Origin of the sequence: Sphingobacterium populi, from assembly GCF_001586775.1 — a bacterium.
In the GTDB taxonomy this organism is placed as follows: Bacteria; Bacteroidota; Bacteroidia; order Sphingobacteriales; family Sphingobacteriaceae; genus Sphingobacterium; species Sphingobacterium populi.
In genome coordinates this window covers 798,320-819,075 of sequence record NZ_LQXS01000001.1, presented here as the reverse complement: position 1 = coordinate 819,075, position 20,756 = coordinate 798,320, and the positions used below count along the sequence as shown (strand labels likewise).

Below are 20,756 nucleotides of genomic sequence, written 5' to 3'. Positions count from 1 at the left end.
TTCTCGCGATCTTATATATACCCTGCGAAAGTAAACATTATTGCCGACTATCGAAATAGGCGTTAACATAATCTAACACTTTTCAACGGCCATTTTGGGTAAGTAGTCGCAATAATCTTTAGAAATCGCTATTTTCGCACTTGTTAAAAGTTCATTGCATTTATTATATGGAGTACAATCATAAAGTTATTGAAAAGGGGTGGCAAAAATTTTGGGCCGAAAACGGAACATTTCGCACCAGCGAATCGACCGATAAGCCTAAGTATTACGTCTTAGACATGTTTCCTTATCCATCAGGAGCCGGGCTACACGTGGGACATCCGCTTGGATATATCGCTTCAGATATCTTTGCCCGTTTTAAAAGATTGAAGGGATTTAATGTGCTTCATCCGATGGGTTATGATTCTTTTGGATTGCCGGCCGAGCAGTATGCGATACAGACTGGACAACATCCTGCCATCACAACCGAGGTAAACATCGATCGCTACCGCGAACAATTGGACAATATAGGATTCTCTTTTGATTGGTCTCGAGAAGTACGCACCTCAGATCCCGCATATTATAAGTGGACACAGTGGATCTTCATGCAGCTATTTCACGCTTGGTACAACAAGGATGCAGATAAGGCAGAGTCAATCGATACATTAGTTAATCGGTTTGAACAAACAGGTAGTAAAGGTGTTAATGCAGCTTGTGACGAAGACGTTAGAATATTTTCGGCGGAGGAATGGGCGGCTTTTATGCCAGAGCAACAGTTGGAAGAACTGCTTAAATATCGCTTGGCTTATCTTCGCGAAAGCACCGTAAATTGGTGTGCTGCATTGGGTACCGTGTTGGCCAATGATGAAGTGATCAATGGCGTTTCTGAGCGTGGCGGATATCCTGTCGAGCAGAAAAAGATGATGCAATGGTCGATGCGAATCACGGCGTACGCCGAAAGATTGTTGACCGGCTTGGATACCGTAGATTGGCCAGAACCATTGGTAGAAATGCAACGCAACTGGATTGGTAAATCCATTGGCGCGACGGTGTGTTTTCCGCTGCCACAATTAGAGACGTATATAGAAGTGTTTACCACACGAGTAGACACCATTTACGGTGTTAGTTTTGTAGTTTTAGCGCCTGAACATGAATTGGTCAGTGCTCTGACTACTGATGAACAACGTGCTGCCGTAGATGACTATATAGCAACGACATCCAAAAAATCTGAACTGGATCGTATGTCGGATGTGAAAGCCGTATCGGGCGTTTTCACTGGGGCATATGCCAAGCATCCGCTTACAGGTCAGGATGTACAGATTTGGATCGCAGATTATGTACTTGCCGGATATGGTACAGGAGCCGTTATGGCAGTACCATCAGGTGATCAGCGCGATTATTTATTTGCCAAGCATTTCGATTTACCTATAATTCCGATTTCTGATTCCCAAGACATTAGCGAAGCGGCCGACCCGAATAAAGACGGTCGTTACATCAATTCCGAAATCATCAATGGCTTAACGTATGAACAAGCCGTTCCGGCGGTAATCGATCAGTTGCAAGCGTTAGGATTGGGTAAAGGGAAAATCAATTACCGCATGCGCGATGCGATCTTCGGTCGTCAGCGTTACTGGGGCGAGCCAGTTCCGATCTATTTCAAAGATGGTTTGCCTTATTTGATTGATAAAGAAGAGTTGCCGTTATTGCTGCCAGAAGTGGATAAGTATCTGCCAACAGAAACTGGCGAACCGCCTTTGGGTCGAGCTCATGATTGGAGATACAAAGGTGAAAATATGTACGAGTTAAGTACTATGCCGGGTTGGGCAGGTTCATCGTGGTATTGGTTTCGTTATATGGATCCACAAAATCCCAATACCTTCGCCTCTAAAGAAGCAGTAGATTACTGGAAGTCTGTCGATTTATACATCGGTGGTTCAGAGCATGCTACAGGCCATTTATTATACTCAAGATTCTGGAACAAATTTTTGAAAGATTGGGGTTGTCAAGGAGAAGAGGAGCCTTTCAAAAAACTGATCAATCAGGGAATGATTCAGGGGCGCTCCAACTTTGTGTACCGCATAATGGATGCCGAAGGCAAAGGCACAAATAAATTTGTTTCTTACGGTTTGAAAGGCGATTACCAAACGATGGCCTTGCACGTAGATGTTAATATCGTATCTAACGATGTGTTGGATCTAGAAAAATTCAAAGCTTTCCGTCCGGATTTTGCTGATGCAGAATTTATTTTGGAAGATGGCAAATACCATTGTGGGCACGAAGTCGAGAAAATGTCGAAATCGAAGTTCAATGTGGTGAATCCAGATGACATTATTGAACAATACGGCGCAGACACCTTGCGCTTGTACGAAATGTTCTTAGGACCATTAGAGCAATCAAAACCATGGAATACAAATGGTATTGAAGGCGTTTATAAATTCCTTAAAAAACTATGGCGTTTGTTTCACGATGCCGAGGGTAATTTTCATATCTCTAACGAAGAGCCTACAAAAGCGGAATACAAAGCCTTGCACAAAATTATCAAAAAGGTGGAAGATGATATTGAACGATTCTCCTTCAATACCTCGGTATCTGCCTTTATGATTTGTGTGAATGAGCTGACGGATCTGAAATGTAACAAAATCAAAATTCTACAGGATTTGGTGATTGTGCTACAACCTTATGCTCCACATATTGCAGAGGAACTCTGGTGCTTGATGGGGCAGCCAAAAGGAACAATCTCTTACGCGTCATATCCCGCATTCAATCCGGAATATTTGGTAGAGTCGGAGTTTGCCTATCCCGTTTCTGTGAATGGAAAGACAAGATTAAATCTGCCTTTGGCCTTGGATCTGGACGCTAAAGAAGTTGAAGATTTGGTGCTAGCCAATGAAGAGGTTCAACGTTATATAGATGGTAAACCTATTCGTAAGATCATCTTCGTTAAAGGGAAGATAATCAACATTGTAATATAACTCATGTACAACAACAATAAAGCGGCGCCGAAGTCAATTCGGCGCCGCTTTATTTGTTACTACACTATTTATTCATCTGTCTCAGGCTCTTGTTCTAACATGCCTTTCAAATATACTTCGTTAACCAAAATGATCAGTATAACCAAAATTGGTGTAGCAAATAAAATACCCCACGCACCAGCAAGACTGCCCAGCAAAAGCTGAAAGAATAATACTAATGCTGGTGGCAAAGAAAGCATTTTCTTCCTTACAAATGGCCCGAAAACACCTGACTCTAATAATTGAACAAGTAGAAATAAACCGACAAGCCACAATGCCATTTCTGGCCCATCCATCAACCCAACCAAAGCAGCAGGTATTAATGCTAATGTAGGACCAATATTTGGGATAAAAGTAAGCGTACCGGCAATAATAGCCAAGATAAGCCAAAGTTCAGCACCAAGAAGCAATGCGCCAATAGCCGTTAGCGTAAATACAAAGGCCATTTCTAGCATTTGAGCTTTTAGCCAAACTTTAAGATCACTACCCATTTTTGTTAGAATATGATCTGCTTTTGGTTTGTAGCGTTGAGGCACTAATGTGACAATGCCGTTCTTATACTCTTTGGGCGAGATCATGATAAATAATCCTAAGAAGATTACCGCGTAGAGGTCTCCAAAAAATCCAAATGTAGATTTGAAAAAACGTCCAGCGTGCTGCATCACTTGATCTCCATTGTCTTCCATCGACGGGCTCATGTCTTTTACTTTATCGCCCCAGCTGGTGTCATCCAAATATGACTCAACACTTTTCACCGTCTTAGGAATGCCCTCTTTAAACTGTTCGTACTGCTGGGCCATCGTGTTTCCGATGAGGTACGTTACGCCTGAGATAAATCCAAATACCAGAAAAAAGGCTAAAGTAAGAGTGATTCCTTTATGCCAACCAGTCCAACCATGAATACGATTAGAGATTGCTTGAAAGAAAATGGAGAATAAAAGTCCACCAAATAATAAAAGCAGTATGCTAAATGTTTTAACAAACAGGGAAGCAAACAGTATAAAAATTAAAACAACAAATGATATCAGCGCGGTTTTTCGCATGATAGCCATCTTCTCAGATTTTTCCATAATACGTTTACAACAACGAATTACGGAAAACGTTTTATTTTTTGATCTGGCGGAAATTTTTTTAGTTGCAGCGCTGGAAAAACACTACGAAGAACCTGATTAATCGGGCTTCGTAGTGATCTACATAAGAGCAATAATAGTAACTGATAATCAGTGAATAAGGATTGATCTAACTCTCCAATTCCATAATTTCCTCAGCTAATTGTTCCCACCTTGTTTGCAAATGTTCCCAAGCCGCTTTTGAAGAATTATATTCTCTGGTAGCCATTTTTAGTTTTTCGGCATCTGAGAAAACCTCCTCACGCGCTAATACCGATTCTAATTGAGTTACCTCTTTTTCTGCTGTTGCGATCTCAGCTTCTAACTGAGCTAATTCTTTGTTTTTCTTTTGGAGTTGCACCTTCGAATCGCTTGTTAACGCCGGCTTTACCTTCTTTTCGGACTTCGGTTTTTCCTCTTTCTTCTCAGATGAAGCAGGTTTCAACGTGCGTTTACTATTCCATACTTCGTATTCCTGATACGTGCCAGGATATTCTTTGATGTCTTTATCTTCGATGTACCAGATTTTGTTGGCTACATGATCTAAGAAATATCGATCGTGCGACACGACGATCAAAGTACCTTCGTACTGTTGTAATGCCTGAATCAAAATATTCACCGAAGCCATGTCCAAGTGATTGGTAGGCTCATCCAGCACCAAAAAGTTGGCATCGGCCGTTAATGCTTTTGCCAAAGCCACACGCGATTTTTCGCCTCCGGATAGGACTTTAATTTTCTTAAAAACATCATCGCCGGTAAACAAGAAACAACCCAAGATCGAACGGATCTCCGTTTCGGTGTGCTTAGGAGCGAAGTTTTGAAGCTCTTGTAGAATGGAGTTTTCTAAATGTAAGGCTTCGAGCTGATGCTGTGCAAAAAAGGTTTGCGACACATTATGCCCTTTTACACTGCTGCCAGTGAATTCGGTGTCATCATCGGCCACGATGCGGAGCAGGGTAGATTTACCTTTACCATTGGCGCCGATAAGTGCGATTTTATCACCCTTTTCGATCAATCCATCCGCATTGCGCAGGATTTCAATATTGGGATAGCTTTTCGAAATGTTTTCTAAAGTCACTACGTGGCGACCCGAAGGTTTCGAAAATTTGAAGCTGAAGTTTACTTCAGGATTATCATCGTCTACGTCCGAAATCTTTTCCATACGATCCAGCGCCTTGATGCGCGACTGCACCATCTTAGCTTTGGATGCTTTCGAACGGAAACGCTCAATCAACTTTTCTTCTTGCTTGATCTTCGCCTGCTGATTCTTGAACTGATTTCCCTGCAATTCTTCGCGAAGCGACTTCTCCTCCAGATAAAAAGAATAGTTGCCCGCATACAGAGTCAGCTTTCCTTTGCGCGATTCGACCGTTTTGTTGATAATTCTATCCAAGAAATATCGGTCGTGCGAAACGATCACGATAGCACCTTCAAACGCACCAAGATAGTTTTCTAACCATTTGATAGAAGGTAAATCCATGTGGTTGGTTGGCTCATCCAGAAGCAAAATGTCTGGGGTTTGGAGTAGGATACGAGCAAGCATAACACGCATGCGCCAACCTCCGGAGAACGTCGCCAAAGGCCGTTTTTGCTCTTCTTCGGAAAATCCAAGACCGGCCAAAATCTCGTTTGCACGAAACTCAATGTTGTAGCCATCCAATGCTTCGAACTCCATTTGTTTGTCGCTCAATTTGTTCAGTATGTCGTCCGAATAATCAGTTTCCAATTTCTGTAACAAATTTTCTATTTCCTCATGCAGCTGATTTTGGCGTTCAAAGGCTTCCATTGCCACCTGCACAATATTCTTCTCCGAATGGTAGGAAAGTAAATCCTGATTGAGATAGCCGATTTTTAGATCTTTGGCCATGGAGATGGTGCCCGAGGTAGGAGTATACTCGCCTACGATTATCTTCAGTAAAGTAGATTTTCCGGTTCCATTGGCACCGATCAGTCCGACTTTATCACCCGGCTTAATATGCCAGTTGGCATCGTCGTACAATGCTCTTGCACCTATTTCAAATGTTAAATTATTAATCGAGATCATTTCCGCAAAAGTAGTGAATATTTCTGCTTCTTTGGTTAAATTTGCCGTACTATGTATAAACTCGTCAAACCATTCTTTTTTAAAATGGATCCAGAATCGGCGCATCATTTGGTGACCGGTGGACTTTCTAAAGTGTCAAAAATATGGGGTTCAAAAGCAGTATTGAAAGCTTCGTATGCGGTCGAAGATCGTCGTCTGGAACGAGAAGTGTTTGGCTTGAAGTTTAAGAATCCTGTCGGACTTGCTGCAGGGTTTGACAAGAATGGATCGTACATAGAAGAAATGGCTTCTTTCGGTTTTGGATTTATCGAAATAGGAACCGTAACACCAAAACCTCAGCCTGGCAATGATAAACCGCGCATGTTTCGCCTGATTCCGGACGGAGCGCTTATCAATCGCATGGGTTTCAACAATCAAGGTGCTGATGTGGCGGCAGGTCGCTTAAAACATCTTAAAAATAAAGGCAGCTTGATCATTGGTGGTAATATTGGTAAGAATAAGTTGACTCCAAACGAACAGGCGGTCGATGATTATTTGTACTGTTTTCATTCCTTGTATAGTTATGTTGATTATTTTGTGGTCAATGTGAGCTCGCCAAATACACCAGGTTTGCGAGAACTGCAGGAAAAAGAGCCACTCATGCATATCTTAAACACCTTGCAAGCGGCTAACTTACAAAAAGACGTCGCGAAGCCAATTTTGTTAAAAATAGCTCCTGATCTAACCGATAGCCAATTGGATGATATCGTCGAGATCGTACAAGAAACAAAGATTTCCGGCGTGATTGCTACGAATACAACAATTTCTCGTGACGGACTAAAAAGCGATCCAGGCTTAGTGCAAGAAACAGGCGGTGTGAGCGGAAAACCATTGACCAAACGCTCTACAGAAGTGATCCGTTATTTGGTTCAAAAATCTAACAGAGCATTTCCAGTGATTGGTGTTGGCGGTATTCATTCCGCTGCGGATGCATTGGAAAAATTAGAAGCTGGTGCCGCTTTAATTCAGTTGTATACTGGCTTTATCTACGAAGGACCAGGTTTGGTCAGCAAAATTTGCAAAGCATTACTCAAAAAGTAATTCATTCGCTGTGCTCAAAATTGCCTATCATCCAGCTTATGTACATCCCGTTCCCGACAATCATCGGTTTCCGATGGCAAAGTACGAACTGATACCGCAGCAATTAATGCACGAAGGATTGGCAGCTAAAGACAATTTCTTTGAACCGATATGGGCAGATCGCGCCACACTCTGTTTGGCGCACGATTCCGACTATGTGGATCATTTGCTCCATCTCACCTTGGATGCCAAAATGGTTCGCCGCATTGGCTTTGCCTTGTCCGAATCCTTGATTATTCGCGAGCGACTGCTCGTCGATGGTACGATAAAAGCCTGTCATTATGCGCTGCAATATGGCGTGGCTTTCAACGCTGCTGGTGGTACGCATCATGCGGGTCGTGATTTCGGAGAAGGATTTTGCTTGCTCAATGATCAAGCCGTCGCTGCTGCGTACTTGCAACATCAGAAGCTTGCAAATCGAATTTTGATCGTGGATCTGGATGTACATCAGGGAAATGGCACAGCACATATATTTAGGGATCATCGCAGTGTCTTTACGTTCTCGATGCACGGGGAGAAAAATTACCCTTTCATAAAGGAGCAATCGCACTGTGATGTTGGGTTGGACGATGGCATCGGCGACGCGGATTATCTTGCGCAACTGTCGAAGACATTGAATCCTGTTTTTGAGCAGGTGAAACCCGATTTTGTATTTTACCAAGCTGGCGTAGATGTGTTGGCAACCGATAAGCTAGGTAAATTGGGATTGACAGCGGAAGGTTGTCGGCAGCGTGATCAAATCGTATTCGAGTTGTGCCGCGCGTATCAAGCTCCTGTGCAAGTCAGTATGGGCGGCGGATATTCCGAAGTTTTGCGCCATATCGTAGATGCGCATGTAAGCACTTACCGCACAGCGATCGACTTGTACCATTTATAACTACACTATTATTATTTAAATTTCAATAAGCATGTTTTTTCATCAAGACGCTACGTTCGAATCATTATCTATCCATCGTGTGGGCAACAAAGCTCGCGACGAATATTATGCCTTGTCGGAACAGCCGATTGACTTGAGTCAAGACGAAGTACTACCGGATTTGCTGATGCAATATTTTATGAAGCCTTTCGCGAAAGTGAAGGAAGTATACCGCTTTTTTCATCCCAATGAAGATTTGCAACTCAATGAAGTCTATCATTTTGCGCATGCATTTTTCGACGGGAAAATGCCATTTCATGAATTTTCGGAGCAGGTAACAAAGCATTTATACGAGGTATCTTCGCATCCCAATATCAAATCCGGTGAATTGTATGTGGTCGCACTGAAAAATATTCAAATGGAAGGTGAGGAGGGATCTGCTGTAGGAATCTTTAAATCAGAGAATAAAGAAGCTTATCTGAAAGTATACCCGGAGCAAGGCGGATTTGGATTGGATTACGAGCAGGAAGCGATCAATATCAACAAACTCGACAAAGGTGTGGTGATTGTAAAAGCGGATGCCGAACAAGGTTATAAAGTATTGGTAACGGATCAGACCAATGGCTCAGACGCCGTATATTGGAAAGATGATTTCTTGCAACTGCGGGTACGGGACGACAATTTTCAGCAGACGGGTAATTTTTTGAAAGTGTATAAAAACTTTGTCAATGAGAAGATTGATGAAGTTTTTGAAATGGATAAAGCGGAAAAAGCAGATTTGCTTAACCGTTCTATGAATTACTTCAAAGCGCATGATACTTTTGAGGAAGAGGAATTTTCGGGTGAAGTATTGGGCAACGCACAGGCGATTTCTCTGTTTAAAGACTACCGCGATCAGGTAGGCGAAGAGCTGGATATGCCTTTTCAGGCAAATTTTGAAATAGCTGCTGGTGCAGTTAAAAAGATGGCATCTGACTATAAATCAGTGGTTAAATTGGATAAAAATTTTCATATTTATATTCATGGAAAGCGCGATTATATCGAAAGAGGATACGATGAAGAGCGTGGCATGAATTTCTATAAATTGTATTTCGATAACGAACAATAGCTTATGCGATCGCAAAGGTCAAATAATCGTCTGTATTACTGGTTAATAGGAGTGGGTGTCTTGCTGGGCATCTTCGGTTTTTTTTTCGTGCAAGATGCAGCACGTGTAGAATGGTTATATTCTAATCACTTTTACCCGATATATAGTTATGTTCCTACGATCCTTTTTAGTTGGTTGCCTTTTAGTGTAGGCGATTTGTTTTATGTGGCTGCCTTGTGCAGCTTGCTCATGCTATGTCTGCGAGTAGTTCGTTTTTTAATCTTAAGGCAATGGCAGAGTGCCGGGCGATCCGGACTTCAATTTGTGACGATGACGATGGTACTTCATCATTTGTTTTACGTCGGTTGGGGATTGAATTACTATCGGCAGCCGTTGGCCGCAACCTACAATCTGGAAGTTGACCATATTCCTGCAAGTGCATACGAAGTTGTTTTAGATAGCTTGATTCGTCGTGCAAATGTGCTGCGAAAGCAAGTGGATGACGGAGCGATAGATTATGACCAAAATAAGGAACAATTGGAACATGTTATGGCTAATGATACGATTTTCGACGCTGTATTACGAAAGAAGAATATCCATGCTAAATATCCAATATCGAGCCATTTGGTATCATACTTTGCGGTAAATGGCTATTTCAATCCTTTCACACATGAAGCACACATAAATGCTTTAACGCCTTGGCCAAGTTTTCCGTTCACGGTAGTACACGAGCTGGCGCACCAGATGGGAATAGGATTTGAAGATGAATGTAATTTTATCGCTTTTCAAATACTAGCACAGCACCCTAATCCCTGGTATGCATACAGCGCACATTATTCGGCCATCCAATCTTTGTTGGCTGCGATGCGTGTTGCACAACCCGAGTCTTTTAAACATTATGTTGCACTATTGCATCCTCAAATTTTGCGAGATATGCAAAATGAAAGGGAGTTCTGGTCGAAATACAACGGTACAGTCAATTATATTTCGGGTATTTTTTACAATCATTATCTACAGCATAATAATCAACCCGAAGGTGCGCAACGTTATGGAATGATGAATCGTTTAATTGTGGCCTGGTCAAAAAAGAATAGTTACTAAAAGTTGCACTAGCTCACGAATAGCTAAGCTGCTTCACACCTGATGAATTTATTTAAAGCTAGTTGTTTAGTATTTCGATAATCGCAGCTTTACTGGATTCTAGACTATTTTCTAATTCTATCGTCCGAGCTACGAATGGTAAATTGTTTTCGTCTAACACATCTGTAGAGCGACTATCTTTGACCAGTACGACTTGGAGTTTATTAAGGTATTTTAGTATGGTTGGATCATTTAAATCCAACATATTAATATTTATGAATACGATTGAAATATCGTTGTTCTTGAGTATTTCGAGTACTTCAGCCACGTCTGTAGCTTCGAATATTTCGATATCAGTACTACACGCTCTAATGACACCTATCAGACTAAATCTGTAGAGATCAATTGTGTCCGCAATTATAACTTTAGATGCCATTTAAATGTTGTCTCCGCGAAAATATTAAGAATGCGGCAATTGATTATAATGACCGCTTAAATCGGGTATAAATACGTCTAAAAGTGGTTTAATGGAAATTTATACCTGTTATGAAACAAGTATTACATGATGTTGTGACATATAAATAACTAAAATAATATCATTATCTGAGAAAATTAGTTTGCAAACGTATCCAACACTAATGGCTAATGGCAAACATAAGCGATCTACAAAATCTTATTGTTATGTGGAAAAAAAATGAAAAATTATTATCAATCGGTACCTTTAAATTATAATCTTTAAAGAATACTATGTAACAACCAGGCATTCCAATATATTTCAATACGGTACTTTGTAGTATAAATTATGGCTAAAAAATCAAAGATGATAATATGTGTCGTAGATGATGATCCAATCTTTCATTATGTATGCAAAGTGAATTTGGCGGCATTATGTAAGGATTTGGATTTTATAAGCTTCTACGATGGAAAAGAGGCTTTGGCGTATTTTATGGAACAAAATAATGCAGGAAATGTGCTGCCGAATGTTCTACTTGTGGATATCAATATGCCATTGATGAATGGTTGGGAATTGGTGGACCATCTAAGTAATCAACAGTTGCTTACTAATAGTAAGCTATATATCGTGAGTTCTTCGGTATCCCCAGAAGACAGCTTCCGTAGCTTATCTAAAAAAGAAGTCGATAGTTATTTAACAAAGCCTTTGATTAGGGAAAATTTTATGCAAATTTGCTGGACAGATAATCACGACGACATACCTTAGCATTAGTTAGCCAACACGAGAAAAGAATTATCTCTTACGAAAATTATCAATCATAAAATGCCAGAAAGATTGCCAACAAAGGCTGTTCCAGCGCAACCCCAGCTTAGCGTTGATATTGCTAACAATCAAGAGATAAGAGACGCCATCGCCGCAGCTGCCAAAGTTTGTGGCGCTAGATTTGCGACCATCGCGCAATTACGTGAAGGGCATCAATATAATTATTGCAGTTATGGATTTGAACTGGATAGAATAGATCAAGCGGATTCTTTACTGTATAGGTTACAACAAGGAAGTGATCTGGTGGTATGTGAAGATGTACTAAACTTACCACTTTTATCACCAATTTTGCTGGGGAATGAATCGTTGAGAATACTTTTCTATGTTGGCGTACCTTTGTATTGTGAAAATGGAAATTTGCTGGCTTTCCTATGCATATATCATGATGCACCCAATAAAATATCCAGTATACAGCTCGAATTGCTGAAAACAGTTGTCAAAAAATTGTCCAGCTTAGTTGAGAACAATACGATAGATTTGAATACTGGTCTTTCGCTTGATGATCCAGAAGCAGAGGTTATTCGTCGAGAAAAGCTTTTTGATGGCAAGACGGTGGTCACATTATTATTAGATAAAAATTTTCGAGTTGTTACCTGCCATCCATACCTATCGCAATTAATCTGTGAGAATTTGCAACTTGAGATCAAAGCTGGTGATGATATTAGAGATTACCTTGGGCCTCAAACCAAGTCTGATTTTATTGAAAATTATTATAAAGCCTTAGATGGCAAAAGCATTTCTCAAGAAATTAAATATGGTATTTGTTGGGGCGGTGTCCAGTCGTATTGTCACTTTAGTCCGGCATACGATCTCTCAGGTAAGCTAATTGGCGTATCTTATCACGCTTTGCCCATCTTGCCGGAAAATACTGAAAATCACATCTCGTTGCGAGATAGGAAGAGAATACAGTGGATTAATGATTTACAATCCCATCGATTTCGTGGTCCAGTATCGTCCATTTTGGGGATTACCCAGATATGGAAAGAACTTGGAAGCGCACCGCAGCAGCAGGAGATCAATATGATTATCGAAGCTGCCAACAAACTCGATAGGGAGATACAGAGTGCCTTACTAGAGTTAAGTAAAAGTTCGTAGCAATTTAAATCGTAATTTCCAGTGATTCGTGTACGCTTTGAATTATAGTCGGATAATGGAACGCTGAATCTTAAATTTTTGTTAAAGTAACCAATTCGAACTAGCGTAGTAAAACCATATCGTAAAATACGTGTTGAATCTTGGACGGTTGATAGTCGCCGTCGTAAAAATAATTAATCATGATGAAAGTAGATATTTTACACGATTTGATCGAAATTAATAATGATCGGGTAGCTGGTTTTAACAAAGCTAATGAAGATATTGGAGACGAAAATGTGGATCTGCGTGAATTATTTACGCAATACGCTGATCAAAGTAGACGCTTCGCACAAGAGCTTAGTGCTGAGGTAGGTAAACTCGGTGAAGACGTAGAGACGGATAAAAGTGTTGCAGGCACATTGCACCGCGCATGGATCGATATTAAATCCCTATTCACATCTGGTGATCGCAAGACGATTCTTGACGAGGCCGAACGCGGTGAAGACGCAATAAAAGCTGCTTACAAAAAAGCTTTAGAAGATGAAACGGTTACTGCGGATCTTCGTGAAGTATTGACAAAACAAGCAAAGGACATTCAAGATGCCCATGATACAATCAAGGGATTACGAGACCTTTCAAAATAGCGCTGTCTTTACGTACTGAAGCGCAAAGTTTTAAATTTCAAGGAGTTAAATTAGCGCCGCACATGATTTTTTGTGTGTGGCGCTGATTTAACTTTCGTTATTTTATAATTGCTTGCTATAATAGTTATTTATTTTAAAATATATTATTTATATAATATATTTGTTTTTTAAAAAACTAATATCTAACGAATTATGAAATTGAATAAGCGAATTGGGGAAACGCTAAAATTAGTAAAAATCGAATATAAGACTGATTACCAAAAAGCGATTAACGCTGATCTAATTGCTGACTACCTACATGCCTTATGTAGCTATTACAATGAACTAGTAGGGAAGAACATTTCGTTATCCAATCCCATTGAGTTTGCTTGCAAATATTATCGAATGTATTTACAAGGTATGCTTTGCCAGGTTGGTTATCAAGGGGATCAATCAAAAGCTTCGATTTATACTTACTTCAACACATTAATTGCAGAAGAATTGCATACTTCAAAGATTCGTCAGAAAGAAATTAAACTTTCGCTTTGGCAACAATATAGTGCTGAATTATTGTCCGAATTTACACACCGAGAAGATTTATCATAGCAGCTATTCGCTTCGGGAGTCCATCACCTCCGCAATTAAGTTTGATTCATACCCTCGACCGATAGCGTACTGAAAAAGTTTATGTTTTCTTTTGAAATCATCCGCCTCCCGAAGTAACGATTCTTTTTTGTGTATTAGTGATTCCAGCGTCGCAAAGTATTCTTGTGAATCAATTTCTTCCATAGCGATCCGGATTAAAGGAGCAGATATTTGCTTTATTTTTAAGCCTTGTTTGATCTTGATCCTTCCCCAGCCCTTCATCTTAAATTTGCCACGAGCATACGCTCGTGCAAAGCGTTCCTCATTCAAGAAATTGTCTTCAATAAGCTGACTGATCGTGGCTTCTACATCATTTTTATGCAGTCCCCAGCTATATAATTTATCACGTACCTCTTGTTGTGCGCGTTCTTGAAACGCGCAAAAATTTTCTGCTTTAGCTTTCGCCTGCATCGGAGTATATTTTTTTGGGGAGCGGTCAGTTTCTTGCATAGCAAATGGCTTTGTACAAAAATACTGGTTTCCATGGATTGTGCTGCAAAACTTATTATGCGAAATTTAAGTTTAGATAGCGCACTTAAAAAATTACTTTATGAAAACATCTTTTTCGTCCGTACGAGCGTACGGCATCATCTTTTTTGTCATATCAGTTTTTGTCGGCTGTTCGAAAGATAATGGCATTGGTGATCATGATAATGCGGGTGGATTAGCTAGCCTTTCTGGTACCATTTATTATGATTGGGCGACAGATGGAATTTTAAGATTTAATATGCCAGCTGGTTCTGGCGGCGCATTTATTCCGAATAATAGCGACCTGAATAGTTTTGATGTTTCCAGAGATGGCCAAGAAAGATTGACCGTGATGAACGAAAGTACAGTAGGTGTTTACCCGATTCGTTTTACCATTAGTAAAATGTCTGATAATGCCATTCTGGAAAACTTCGTGTACCATAGTCCGGCTTTGAACGCCTACTGTAAAGGTTATCTATCACATGATAAAAGTCATATCCTCATTACGTCTAATGACAAAGAAGATGGTATTACCATCGTCAAGCGAAATGGTGAATTCGTAACCCGCATTAACGATATTAATGGCGAGCCGTTTGATTTCAATGCCACGCGACTGTGGCTACCCGGCAATAGCTTATTGCTTACTCACAAGAATTACATTATCCGCCTAAATCCACCTTATACATCTGGTCAATTAGTTAAAGAGATGACTTATGATGACTGGGGCGATCTTGCCGTCAATCCGGCTGGTACGCAGCTTCTGGTTCGTATCGGCAATCATTTGCATACTATGGACATGAACGGATCCGAGCCAGTTAAGATTACAGAAAGCAATTTTAAAGAAGCAGAAGGAGTATTCTCCCCAGATGGTAAACACATCTTAGTAGGCTCTAATTATAGGCAGACAGGTCCGTTTGGATATGTTTGGGATTTGAAGATCATACCGAACGACGGCAAAATATACAATGTAGATCCGGTCGCAGCTAATTCAGCAGGAGTAATACCTGTGATTTGGAGAGATGAAAAAACGGAAATGGCAGGTGGACAAGTCATTTGGCGCTAGCCAATATAATATGTGCTGCTAATTCTGTAACTTACGTCTTACGTGAATACATCTTACGCTATGCGCATTTTTCGTTGGTTTATTTGTTTTTTGCTAACACTGTTTACTTACGTTGGTATGGCACAGTCCATGCAAGATATCAAACAGTATGGAGACAGCATATATAAGACCATCCATGCACTGCCAGACAACGAAGAAAAAGCTTTTGCCCTGCTAGATTTGAGCTTCTTTTGGGGAGATTATGATACTGCTAAAGCATTTTTGTACATCAAGCAAGCCGAGGAGCTATTTCCTAAAGACAAAAATCAGGCTTTTCTCCAAGGTGTTTTAAGTTTTTACAAAGCGTCGGCCAATTTTGATGCCAATCCGGACAAGGCAAAGCAACTATATATGGCAGCCGAAAAAAGTCTGAAATCCGTAAACCACGAACGTGCTACACGCTATCGTATACGCCTATGGTCAAGCTATGGCGCCATCTTACAGCGAGAAGGTCGTGCACGAGAATACGTCGAAGCGCTAATAAATCGGGTCATACCAATGGCTACTGCCATCCGAGATACATCGTTGTTAGGAAGTAATTATCAGAATGTGGCAATGGCTTTGATGAATATGCAGGATTACAAAAAAGCCGATGATTACTACAAAAGTGCTATAACGATGTTGCAAGCAGAGGGCGCAAATGATGAACATCGGCTCACCGCTTATGTCAACGCCGCTAGAAATGCCATTTTTCAACAACATCTTAATCAGGCTGAGGTACTGCTTCAGCAAGCTGCCAAAACGCTGCAATCCATACCGCATTCTACCTATGGACCGATGTATTATACCGTATATGGCAGTTATTGGAAAAAGAAAAGGGACTGGGAAAAAGCTTTTGTACAATTTGAGAAAGGTCTAGCAATGGCTCGCGCGATGAGAAGCGAATCAATGACAGCTACCGTATTATTTGATCAATATGAAGCTTATTACGATGCTGGTCGTGTTGCGCAAGCCAAGCAAGCACTATTACAAGTATTACCCTATGTAGAGCGTACCCCGATCTTGCGCAATAAGCAGCGGATTTATTATAACCTCGCCATAGTAGAAAATGATCTTAAGAATTATAAAGCGTCAGCGAGCTGGTATCAAAAATATGCGGCTGTGGTCGACAGCATGGCAGTAGATGCTAATGAGACGAGAATCTTAGAACTCGAAAAGAAGTATCAGACCGCGGAGAAAGAACGAGAACTGTTGATCACAAAAGAAAAGAATCAGGCACAGGAGCTTACACTTATTCGTACAAGAGGCTGGATTGTCAGTTTATTATTCTGCTTAATCCTGTTACTAATGTTTGTATTTATTGGGTATAGTAGTATGCGTAATCGTAAACGTATACACGCACAACAGGAAAAATTACACCTGCTACACGCGATGGCGCATGGCGAAGAACAGGAAAGAAGTCGCATTGCAAGAGATCTGCATGACGGTTTAGGCGGTATCTTGGCGGGAATCAAGCTTAAACTTTCGGCTATTGTATCCCAATCAGCAGCAGCTAACAAATCAGCTCAGCCGATACAAGATGACCGATTACAGCAATTGATCCAACAAGTAGATTACTCGGTCGATGAGGTACGAAGAGTAGCTCGAAATATGATGCCCGAATCATTGCGCACCTTGGGGCTAACAGCGGCACTTAGCGATCTGTGCCGAAGTATGCAAAATGCCGACTTAAAGGTTGATTTTCGTGCGTCGGACTTATCCGGGAACTATACTCCGCAGTTTTTGACTGGCGTATATCGTATCGCCCAAGAACTGTTGACGAATACAGTACGTCATAGCCAAGCGTCTCATGTGCTGCTGCAATGTAGCGAGCATGAGACCAGATTTTACCTATCTATTGAGGATAATGGGCGGGGCTTTGACCGAGAAATACTCCAAGAACCGACACGTGGTATTGGTCTTCAAAATATTCGGAATAGAGTAGATATGCTCAATGGACATATGGAGATCGATACCGCACCTGGAAAAGGTGTTTCTATTCATATAACACTCAACAAACATGGCTGAACAAATTAAAGTAATTGTCGTAGATGATCACCCTTTAGTGCTACGCGGCTTTGAGTATATCTTGGCCGGGGCAGATGACATACAGTTAAAACAATCTTTCGAAGATGCACGCGAAGCGCTCTCTTATCTTGATAAAACAGCTGTAGATGTCGTTTTATTGGATATTAATATGCCAGAAATGGATGGATTCGATGCGATACAGATCCTACAAAAGCAGTATCCACAAGTACAGGTTATTGCGATCAGCAATCTTAATGAAGCGAGCGTAGCTAGTCGGATGCTACAAAATGGAGCTTCTGGTTATTTGCTGAAAAATGTATCATCAGAGGAATTGATTGACGCTATTAAAGCCGTTTGTTGCGGAGAAAAAATTGTTGCCCATGAGATGCAAGAAATGCTTAAGCAATCGGATCAAACGGTGCCAATCGTAACACGGCGTGAACAAGAGATTCTTTTGTTGCTTGCGAAAGGATTGACGACGGGCAATATCGCCGAAAATATGTTCATTAGCCCGCTCACGGTCGAAAGTCATCGTAGAAATTTACTTCAAAAATTCAAGGTCAACAATGTAGCATCGCTCATTCATAAAGCAACAGAAATGCGTTTTATATAAACCTTTTCATTGTGGAGATCAGCAAACAAAACAGGCAAATTTCATGTTGCATGTTGTACTATGTTGACATTTACTGATAAAGGAATCTATTGTGAGCCAGGCAAATTTTATATCGATCCGTGGAGGCCGGTAGATTATGCCATCATTACGCATGGTCATGCAGATCATGCCAAGTGGGGCATGAAAAATTATCTGTGTCATCATTATACCGTGCCTATTTTACAAAGCAGAATTGGTGCCGATATTGCCGTACAAGGCGTAGAGTATCATGAAGTAATTTCTCGCAACGGCGTCAAAATCTCGCTTCATCCCGCAGGACATATCATCGGATCAGCACAGATTCGAATAGAATATAAAGGAAAAGTTTCCGTAGTATCGGGCGATTATAAAATCCAAGAAGATGGTCTTTCTACACCGTTCGAACCTGTCAAGTGCCATGAATTCGTAACCGAAAGCACATTTGGCTTGCCAATTTACCGATGGCAGCCAATTGCCACACAGAATCATCAATTGCAGCAGTGGGTACAGCACAATCAGGCACAGCAAAAGACGTCTGTTTTTGTCGGTTATTCTTTGGGCAAAGCGCAGCGAATTATGCAAGCGCTGGAAGAGGCAGGTCCCTTGTATGTTCATTACTCCATCGGTAAATTGAACCGCGCTTTCGAACAAATTGGCGTGCGGTTGCCCAAGTACGAAATTGTAGACCTTCGAGAAGATGTCAAGCATTTGGATCAAGGTATTGTGATTGTGCCGCCATCCTTATTGGAGTCTAAGGTTATCAAGAAAATACCACATATGGCACATGCCATCTGTTCAGGCTGGATGCAAGTGCGTGGTGCCAGAAGATGGCGTAGTGCAGATGCAGGCTTTCCCATTAGCGATCATGCCGATTGGGAAGGACTGATAGAAGCGGTAAAAGCCACAGGTGCCGAACAGGTGCACGTGACACACGGACAAACTGCGGTGTTTGCAAAATATCTGAATGAGATTGGCATCGCGGCAGATGTAGTGCCTACCGAATATGGACAAGAAGAAGAGGAAGATAGTCCGGAACATAAGGAGGTACAATCATGAAAGCATTTGCAGCGTTGATTTTTGCTCTAGATAGTACCAACAAAACGACGGCCAAATTAGATGCGATCCAGCAGTTTTTGCGCGATGGCGAGGAGAAAGATAAGTTGTGGTTTCTGGCACTATTTACAGGGAAGCGCCCCAAACGCCCATTAAACACTACGTTATTAAAATCCTGGGCGATGGAGGTGACACAAATTCCTGAATGGCTTTTCTTAGAATCTTATTCGGCAGTGGGCGATCTCGGTGAAACGATTGCTTTAGTATTGCCGCCACCATCCTGCGTCGTGGAGCGCAGCCTGTCAGAATGGATGACGGATATCCTTCTACTAAAGAGTCAATCCGAAAACGATAAGAAAGCTTTTGTTTTGCAGGCATGGGATACCCTTTTGCCCCAAGAGCGCTTTATTTTTAATAAGCTGCTAGGCGGTAGTTTTCGGATTGGAGTATCTTCCAAAACGCTTATTAATGCCCTTGCTCGTTTTTACGGAATGGACGAAAGTGCAGTGGCACATAGCATAATGGGGCAGTGGAATATGGAAGAAGTGGTTTTTGATCGATTGGTGCAAGGGCACTACAGCGATACAGAACTATCGAAACCGTATCCATTTTGCTTGGCCTATGCTTTAGAAAAATCATTGCCCGATCTTGGATCTCGTGCCGAATGGCAAGCCGAATATAAGTGGGATGGTATCCGTGGGCAATTTATCAAGCGAGACGGTGAGGTTTTTATTTGGTCGCGAGGTGAGGAGCTCTTGACCGAACAATTTCCTGAAATTGCAGCAGCACTATCCGGCTGGGAAGAGGATTTTGTGATTGATGGTGAGCTGCTCGCTATAAAAGATGATCTTGTACTGCCATTTAGCGAGCTTCAAAAGCGATTGAATCGCAAACAGATATCAAAAAAAATGCTGACCGATCTCCCTGTGTCTGTTTTTTTATACGATTTATTGGAGTATGATAACGAGGACTGGCGCGCTCGTCCATTATCTGAACGGCGTGCTCAATTGGAGCTGTTGGTCTCACGGCATGCTACGCCGTCGCTACGCCTATCGGAAGTAATACAGGGTGATGAATGGAGCACACTGCCTGCCATACGCGAAGATGCGCGCTCGCGTAATAGCGAAGGATTAATGCTCAAACATTTGGCTTCGCCTTATCACAGCGGTCGTAAAAAGGGCGATTGGTGGAAATGGAAAGTAGATCCACTCACTATCGATGCGGTACTGATTTATGCGCAGAAGGGAAGTGGCCGACGCAGTGCCTACTATACCGACTACACTTTTGCGGTGCGGCGAGGCGACGAATTGGTGACTATTGCCAAAGCATATTCTGGTTTGACGGATAAGGAAATTCAAGAAGTTAGTCGCTTTGTTAATCGCAACGCCACCGAAAAATTCGGGCCTGTACGTACCGTTAAACCTGAGTTAGTATTTGAGATCGCATTTGAAGGAATAGCATTTAGCAATCGACATAAATCTGGCGTGGCTTTGCGTTTCCCACGTATTCTTCGCTGGCGTAAAGACAAAACAATAGCTGATATTGACCATATTGACGAAATTAAAAAATTAATCCCTTCCAGCACCTGATTT

At 41.4% G+C, this 20,756-nt stretch carries 19 protein-coding genes; 15 read left to right on the top strand and 4 right to left on the bottom strand.

All coding sequences use genetic code 11. From position 1 onward, the window contains the following. The first annotated feature begins 167 nt into the window (after positions 1 to 167). Positions 168 to 2,951: a leucine--tRNA ligase gene (leuS, locus tag A0125_RS03250; RefSeq protein WP_066752000.1), complete on the top strand. Its 2,784-nt coding sequence runs from the start codon at positions 168 to 170 to the stop codon at positions 2,949 to 2,951. Between the two features lie 68 nt (positions 2,952 to 3,019). Here leuS and A0125_RS03245 read toward each other — a convergent pair whose 3' ends face one another. Continuing rightward, positions 3,020 to 4,033, bottom strand: a complete 1,014-nt coding sequence (locus A0125_RS03245) for an AI-2E family transporter (protein ID WP_231863124.1) — start codon at positions 4,031 to 4,033, stop codon at positions 3,020 to 3,022. Here A0125_RS03245 and A0125_RS16020 point away from each other — a divergent pair. Then, entirely contained in the window at positions 3,918 to 4,163 is a 246-nt protein-coding gene (locus A0125_RS16020; RefSeq protein WP_231863125.1) for a hypothetical protein, read from the top strand. The two genes, A0125_RS03245 and A0125_RS16020, sit on opposite strands and share 116 nt — an antisense overlap. A gap of 66 nt (positions 4,164 to 4,229) precedes the next feature. Here A0125_RS16020 and A0125_RS03240 read toward each other — a convergent pair whose 3' ends face one another. Then, on the bottom strand, positions 4,230 to 6,143 hold the full coding sequence (locus A0125_RS03240) for an ABC-F family ATP-binding cassette domain-containing protein (RefSeq protein WP_066752727.1): 1,914 nt from the start codon (positions 6,141 to 6,143) through the stop codon (positions 4,230 to 4,232). 51 nt (positions 6,144 to 6,194) lie between these two features. On the opposite strand from A0125_RS03240, the gene A0125_RS03235 reads away from it, so the two are divergent. Genes A0125_RS03235 through A0125_RS03220 form a run of 4 tightly spaced genes read left to right on the top strand, consistent with a single transcriptional unit; the run spans position 6,195 to position 10,306 of the window. Further along, the gene (locus A0125_RS03235) at positions 6,195 to 7,223 is read left to right on the top strand and encodes a quinone-dependent dihydroorotate dehydrogenase (protein WP_066751996.1); all 1,029 of its coding nucleotides are present in this window, start codon (positions 6,195 to 6,197) and stop codon (positions 7,221 to 7,223) included. A 10-nt stretch (positions 7,224 to 7,233) separates the two neighbouring features. Beyond that, positions 7,234 to 8,139 carry a histone deacetylase family protein gene (locus A0125_RS03230; RefSeq protein ID WP_066751995.1) on the top strand — a complete coding sequence of 302 codons (906 nt, stop codon included), beginning with the start codon at positions 7,234 to 7,236 and terminating at the stop codon, positions 8,137 to 8,139. A gap of 31 nt (positions 8,140 to 8,170) precedes the next feature. Further along, positions 8,171 to 9,226, top strand: coding sequence for a nucleoid-associated protein (locus A0125_RS03225; RefSeq protein ID WP_066751992.1), 1,056 nt, complete (start codon positions 8,171 to 8,173; stop codon positions 9,224 to 9,226). A 3-nt stretch (positions 9,227 to 9,229) separates the two neighbouring features. After that, positions 9,230 to 10,306 (top strand): DUF3810 domain-containing protein, encoded by a 1,077-nt coding sequence (locus A0125_RS03220; RefSeq protein ID WP_066751990.1) that lies wholly within the window; start codon positions 9,230 to 9,232, stop codon positions 10,304 to 10,306. Between the two features lie 58 nt (positions 10,307 to 10,364). Here A0125_RS03220 and A0125_RS03215 read toward each other — a convergent pair whose 3' ends face one another. After that, positions 10,365 to 10,721 (bottom strand): response regulator, encoded by a 357-nt coding sequence (locus A0125_RS03215; RefSeq protein ID WP_066751988.1) that lies wholly within the window; start codon positions 10,719 to 10,721, stop codon positions 10,365 to 10,367. 366 nt (positions 10,722 to 11,087) lie between these two features. Here A0125_RS03215 and A0125_RS03210 point away from each other — a divergent pair, with 366 nt between their 5' ends. From A0125_RS03210 to A0125_RS03195, 4 genes are all read left to right on the top strand, one after another. Further along, positions 11,088 to 11,504 (top strand): response regulator, encoded by a 417-nt coding sequence (locus A0125_RS03210; protein ID WP_066751986.1) that lies wholly within the window; start codon positions 11,088 to 11,090, stop codon positions 11,502 to 11,504. 57 nt (positions 11,505 to 11,561) lie between these two features. Next, entirely contained in the window at positions 11,562 to 12,656 is a 1,095-nt protein-coding gene (locus tag A0125_RS03205; protein WP_066751984.1) for a sensor histidine kinase, read from the top strand. Between the two features lie 179 nt (positions 12,657 to 12,835). Then, on the top strand, positions 12,836 to 13,279 hold the full coding sequence (locus A0125_RS03200) for a ferritin-like domain-containing protein (protein WP_197464748.1): 444 nt from the start codon (positions 12,836 to 12,838) through the stop codon (positions 13,277 to 13,279). A 192-nt stretch (positions 13,280 to 13,471) separates the two neighbouring features. Beyond that, complete coding sequence (locus A0125_RS03195) at positions 13,472 to 13,864, top strand: hypothetical protein (protein WP_066751980.1); 393 nt, start codon at positions 13,472 to 13,474, stop codon at positions 13,862 to 13,864. Positions 13,865 to 13,867: 3 nt separating this feature from the next. Here A0125_RS03195 and A0125_RS03190 read toward each other — a convergent pair whose 3' ends face one another. Beyond that, positions 13,868 to 14,353 (bottom strand): regulatory protein RecX, encoded by a 486-nt coding sequence (locus tag A0125_RS03190; RefSeq protein ID WP_066751977.1) that lies wholly within the window; start codon positions 14,351 to 14,353, stop codon positions 13,868 to 13,870. Positions 14,354 to 14,453: 100 nt separating this feature from the next. Between A0125_RS03190 and A0125_RS03185 the strand changes: the two genes are divergently transcribed. From A0125_RS03185 to A0125_RS03165, 5 genes are all read left to right on the top strand, one after another. Continuing rightward, positions 14,454 to 15,434 (top strand): TolB-like translocation protein, encoded by a 981-nt coding sequence (locus tag A0125_RS03185; protein WP_066751974.1) that lies wholly within the window; start codon positions 14,454 to 14,456, stop codon positions 15,432 to 15,434. A 117-nt stretch (positions 15,435 to 15,551) separates the two neighbouring features. Then, on the top strand, positions 15,552 to 17,480 hold the full coding sequence (locus A0125_RS03180) for a tetratricopeptide repeat-containing sensor histidine kinase (RefSeq protein WP_066751972.1): 1,929 nt from the start codon (positions 15,552 to 15,554) through the stop codon (positions 17,478 to 17,480). Then, complete coding sequence (locus tag A0125_RS03175) at positions 17,473 to 18,093, top strand: response regulator (protein ID WP_066751971.1); 621 nt, start codon at positions 17,473 to 17,475, stop codon at positions 18,091 to 18,093. Before A0125_RS03180 ends, A0125_RS03175 begins: the two co-directional genes overlap by 8 nt. Before the next feature lie 60 nt (positions 18,094 to 18,153). After that, positions 18,154 to 19,167, top strand: coding sequence for a ligase-associated DNA damage response exonuclease (locus A0125_RS03170; protein WP_066751968.1), 1,014 nt, complete (start codon positions 18,154 to 18,156; stop codon positions 19,165 to 19,167). Further along, complete coding sequence (locus A0125_RS03165) at positions 19,164 to 20,753, top strand: ATP-dependent DNA ligase (RefSeq protein WP_066751966.1); 1,590 nt, start codon at positions 19,164 to 19,166, stop codon at positions 20,751 to 20,753. Before A0125_RS03170 ends, A0125_RS03165 begins: the two co-directional genes overlap by 4 nt. The last annotated feature ends 3 nt before the right edge of the window (positions 20,754 to 20,756 follow it).

Coding starts and splice junctions, on each gene's coding strand:
- A0125_RS03200 (WP_197464748.1), top strand. CDS start 12,836: ATGATGAAAGTAGATATTTTACACGATTTGATCGAAATTAATAATGAT.
- A0125_RS03235 (WP_066751996.1), top strand. CDS start 6,195: ATGTATAAACTCGTCAAACCATTCTTTTTTAAAATGGATCCAGAATCG.
- A0125_RS03215 (WP_066751988.1), bottom strand. CDS start 10,721: ATGGCATCTAAAGTTATAATTGCGGACACAATTGATCTCTACAGATTT.
- A0125_RS03195 (WP_066751980.1), top strand. CDS start 13,472: ATGAAATTGAATAAGCGAATTGGGGAAACGCTAAAATTAGTAAAAATC.
- A0125_RS03175 (WP_066751971.1), top strand. CDS start 17,473: ATGGCTGAACAAATTAAAGTAATTGTCGTAGATGATCACCCTTTAGTG.
- leuS (WP_066752000.1), top strand. CDS start 168: ATGGAGTACAATCATAAAGTTATTGAAAAGGGGTGGCAAAAATTTTGG.
- A0125_RS03245 (WP_231863124.1), bottom strand. CDS start 4,033: ATGCGAAAAACCGCGCTGATATCATTTGTTGTTTTAATTTTTATACTG.
- A0125_RS03185 (WP_066751974.1), top strand. CDS start 14,454: ATGAAAACATCTTTTTCGTCCGTACGAGCGTACGGCATCATCTTTTTT.
- A0125_RS16020 (WP_231863125.1), top strand. CDS start 3,918: ATGGAGAATAAAAGTCCACCAAATAATAAAAGCAGTATGCTAAATGTT.
- A0125_RS03205 (WP_066751984.1), top strand. CDS start 11,562: ATGCCAGAAAGATTGCCAACAAAGGCTGTTCCAGCGCAACCCCAGCTT.
- A0125_RS03170 (WP_066751968.1), top strand. CDS start 18,154: ATGTTGACATTTACTGATAAAGGAATCTATTGTGAGCCAGGCAAATTT.
- A0125_RS03165 (WP_066751966.1), top strand. CDS start 19,164: ATGAAAGCATTTGCAGCGTTGATTTTTGCTCTAGATAGTACCAACAAA.
- A0125_RS03225 (WP_066751992.1), top strand. CDS start 8,171: ATGTTTTTTCATCAAGACGCTACGTTCGAATCATTATCTATCCATCGT.
- A0125_RS03220 (WP_066751990.1), top strand. CDS start 9,230: ATGCGATCGCAAAGGTCAAATAATCGTCTGTATTACTGGTTAATAGGA.
- A0125_RS03210 (WP_066751986.1), top strand. CDS start 11,088: ATGGCTAAAAAATCAAAGATGATAATATGTGTCGTAGATGATGATCCA.
- A0125_RS03240 (WP_066752727.1), bottom strand. CDS start 6,143: ATGATCTCGATTAATAATTTAACATTTGAAATAGGTGCAAGAGCATTG.
- A0125_RS03180 (WP_066751972.1), top strand. CDS start 15,552: ATGGCACAGTCCATGCAAGATATCAAACAGTATGGAGACAGCATATAT.
- A0125_RS03190 (WP_066751977.1), bottom strand. CDS start 14,353: ATGCAAGAAACTGACCGCTCCCCAAAAAAATATACTCCGATGCAGGCG.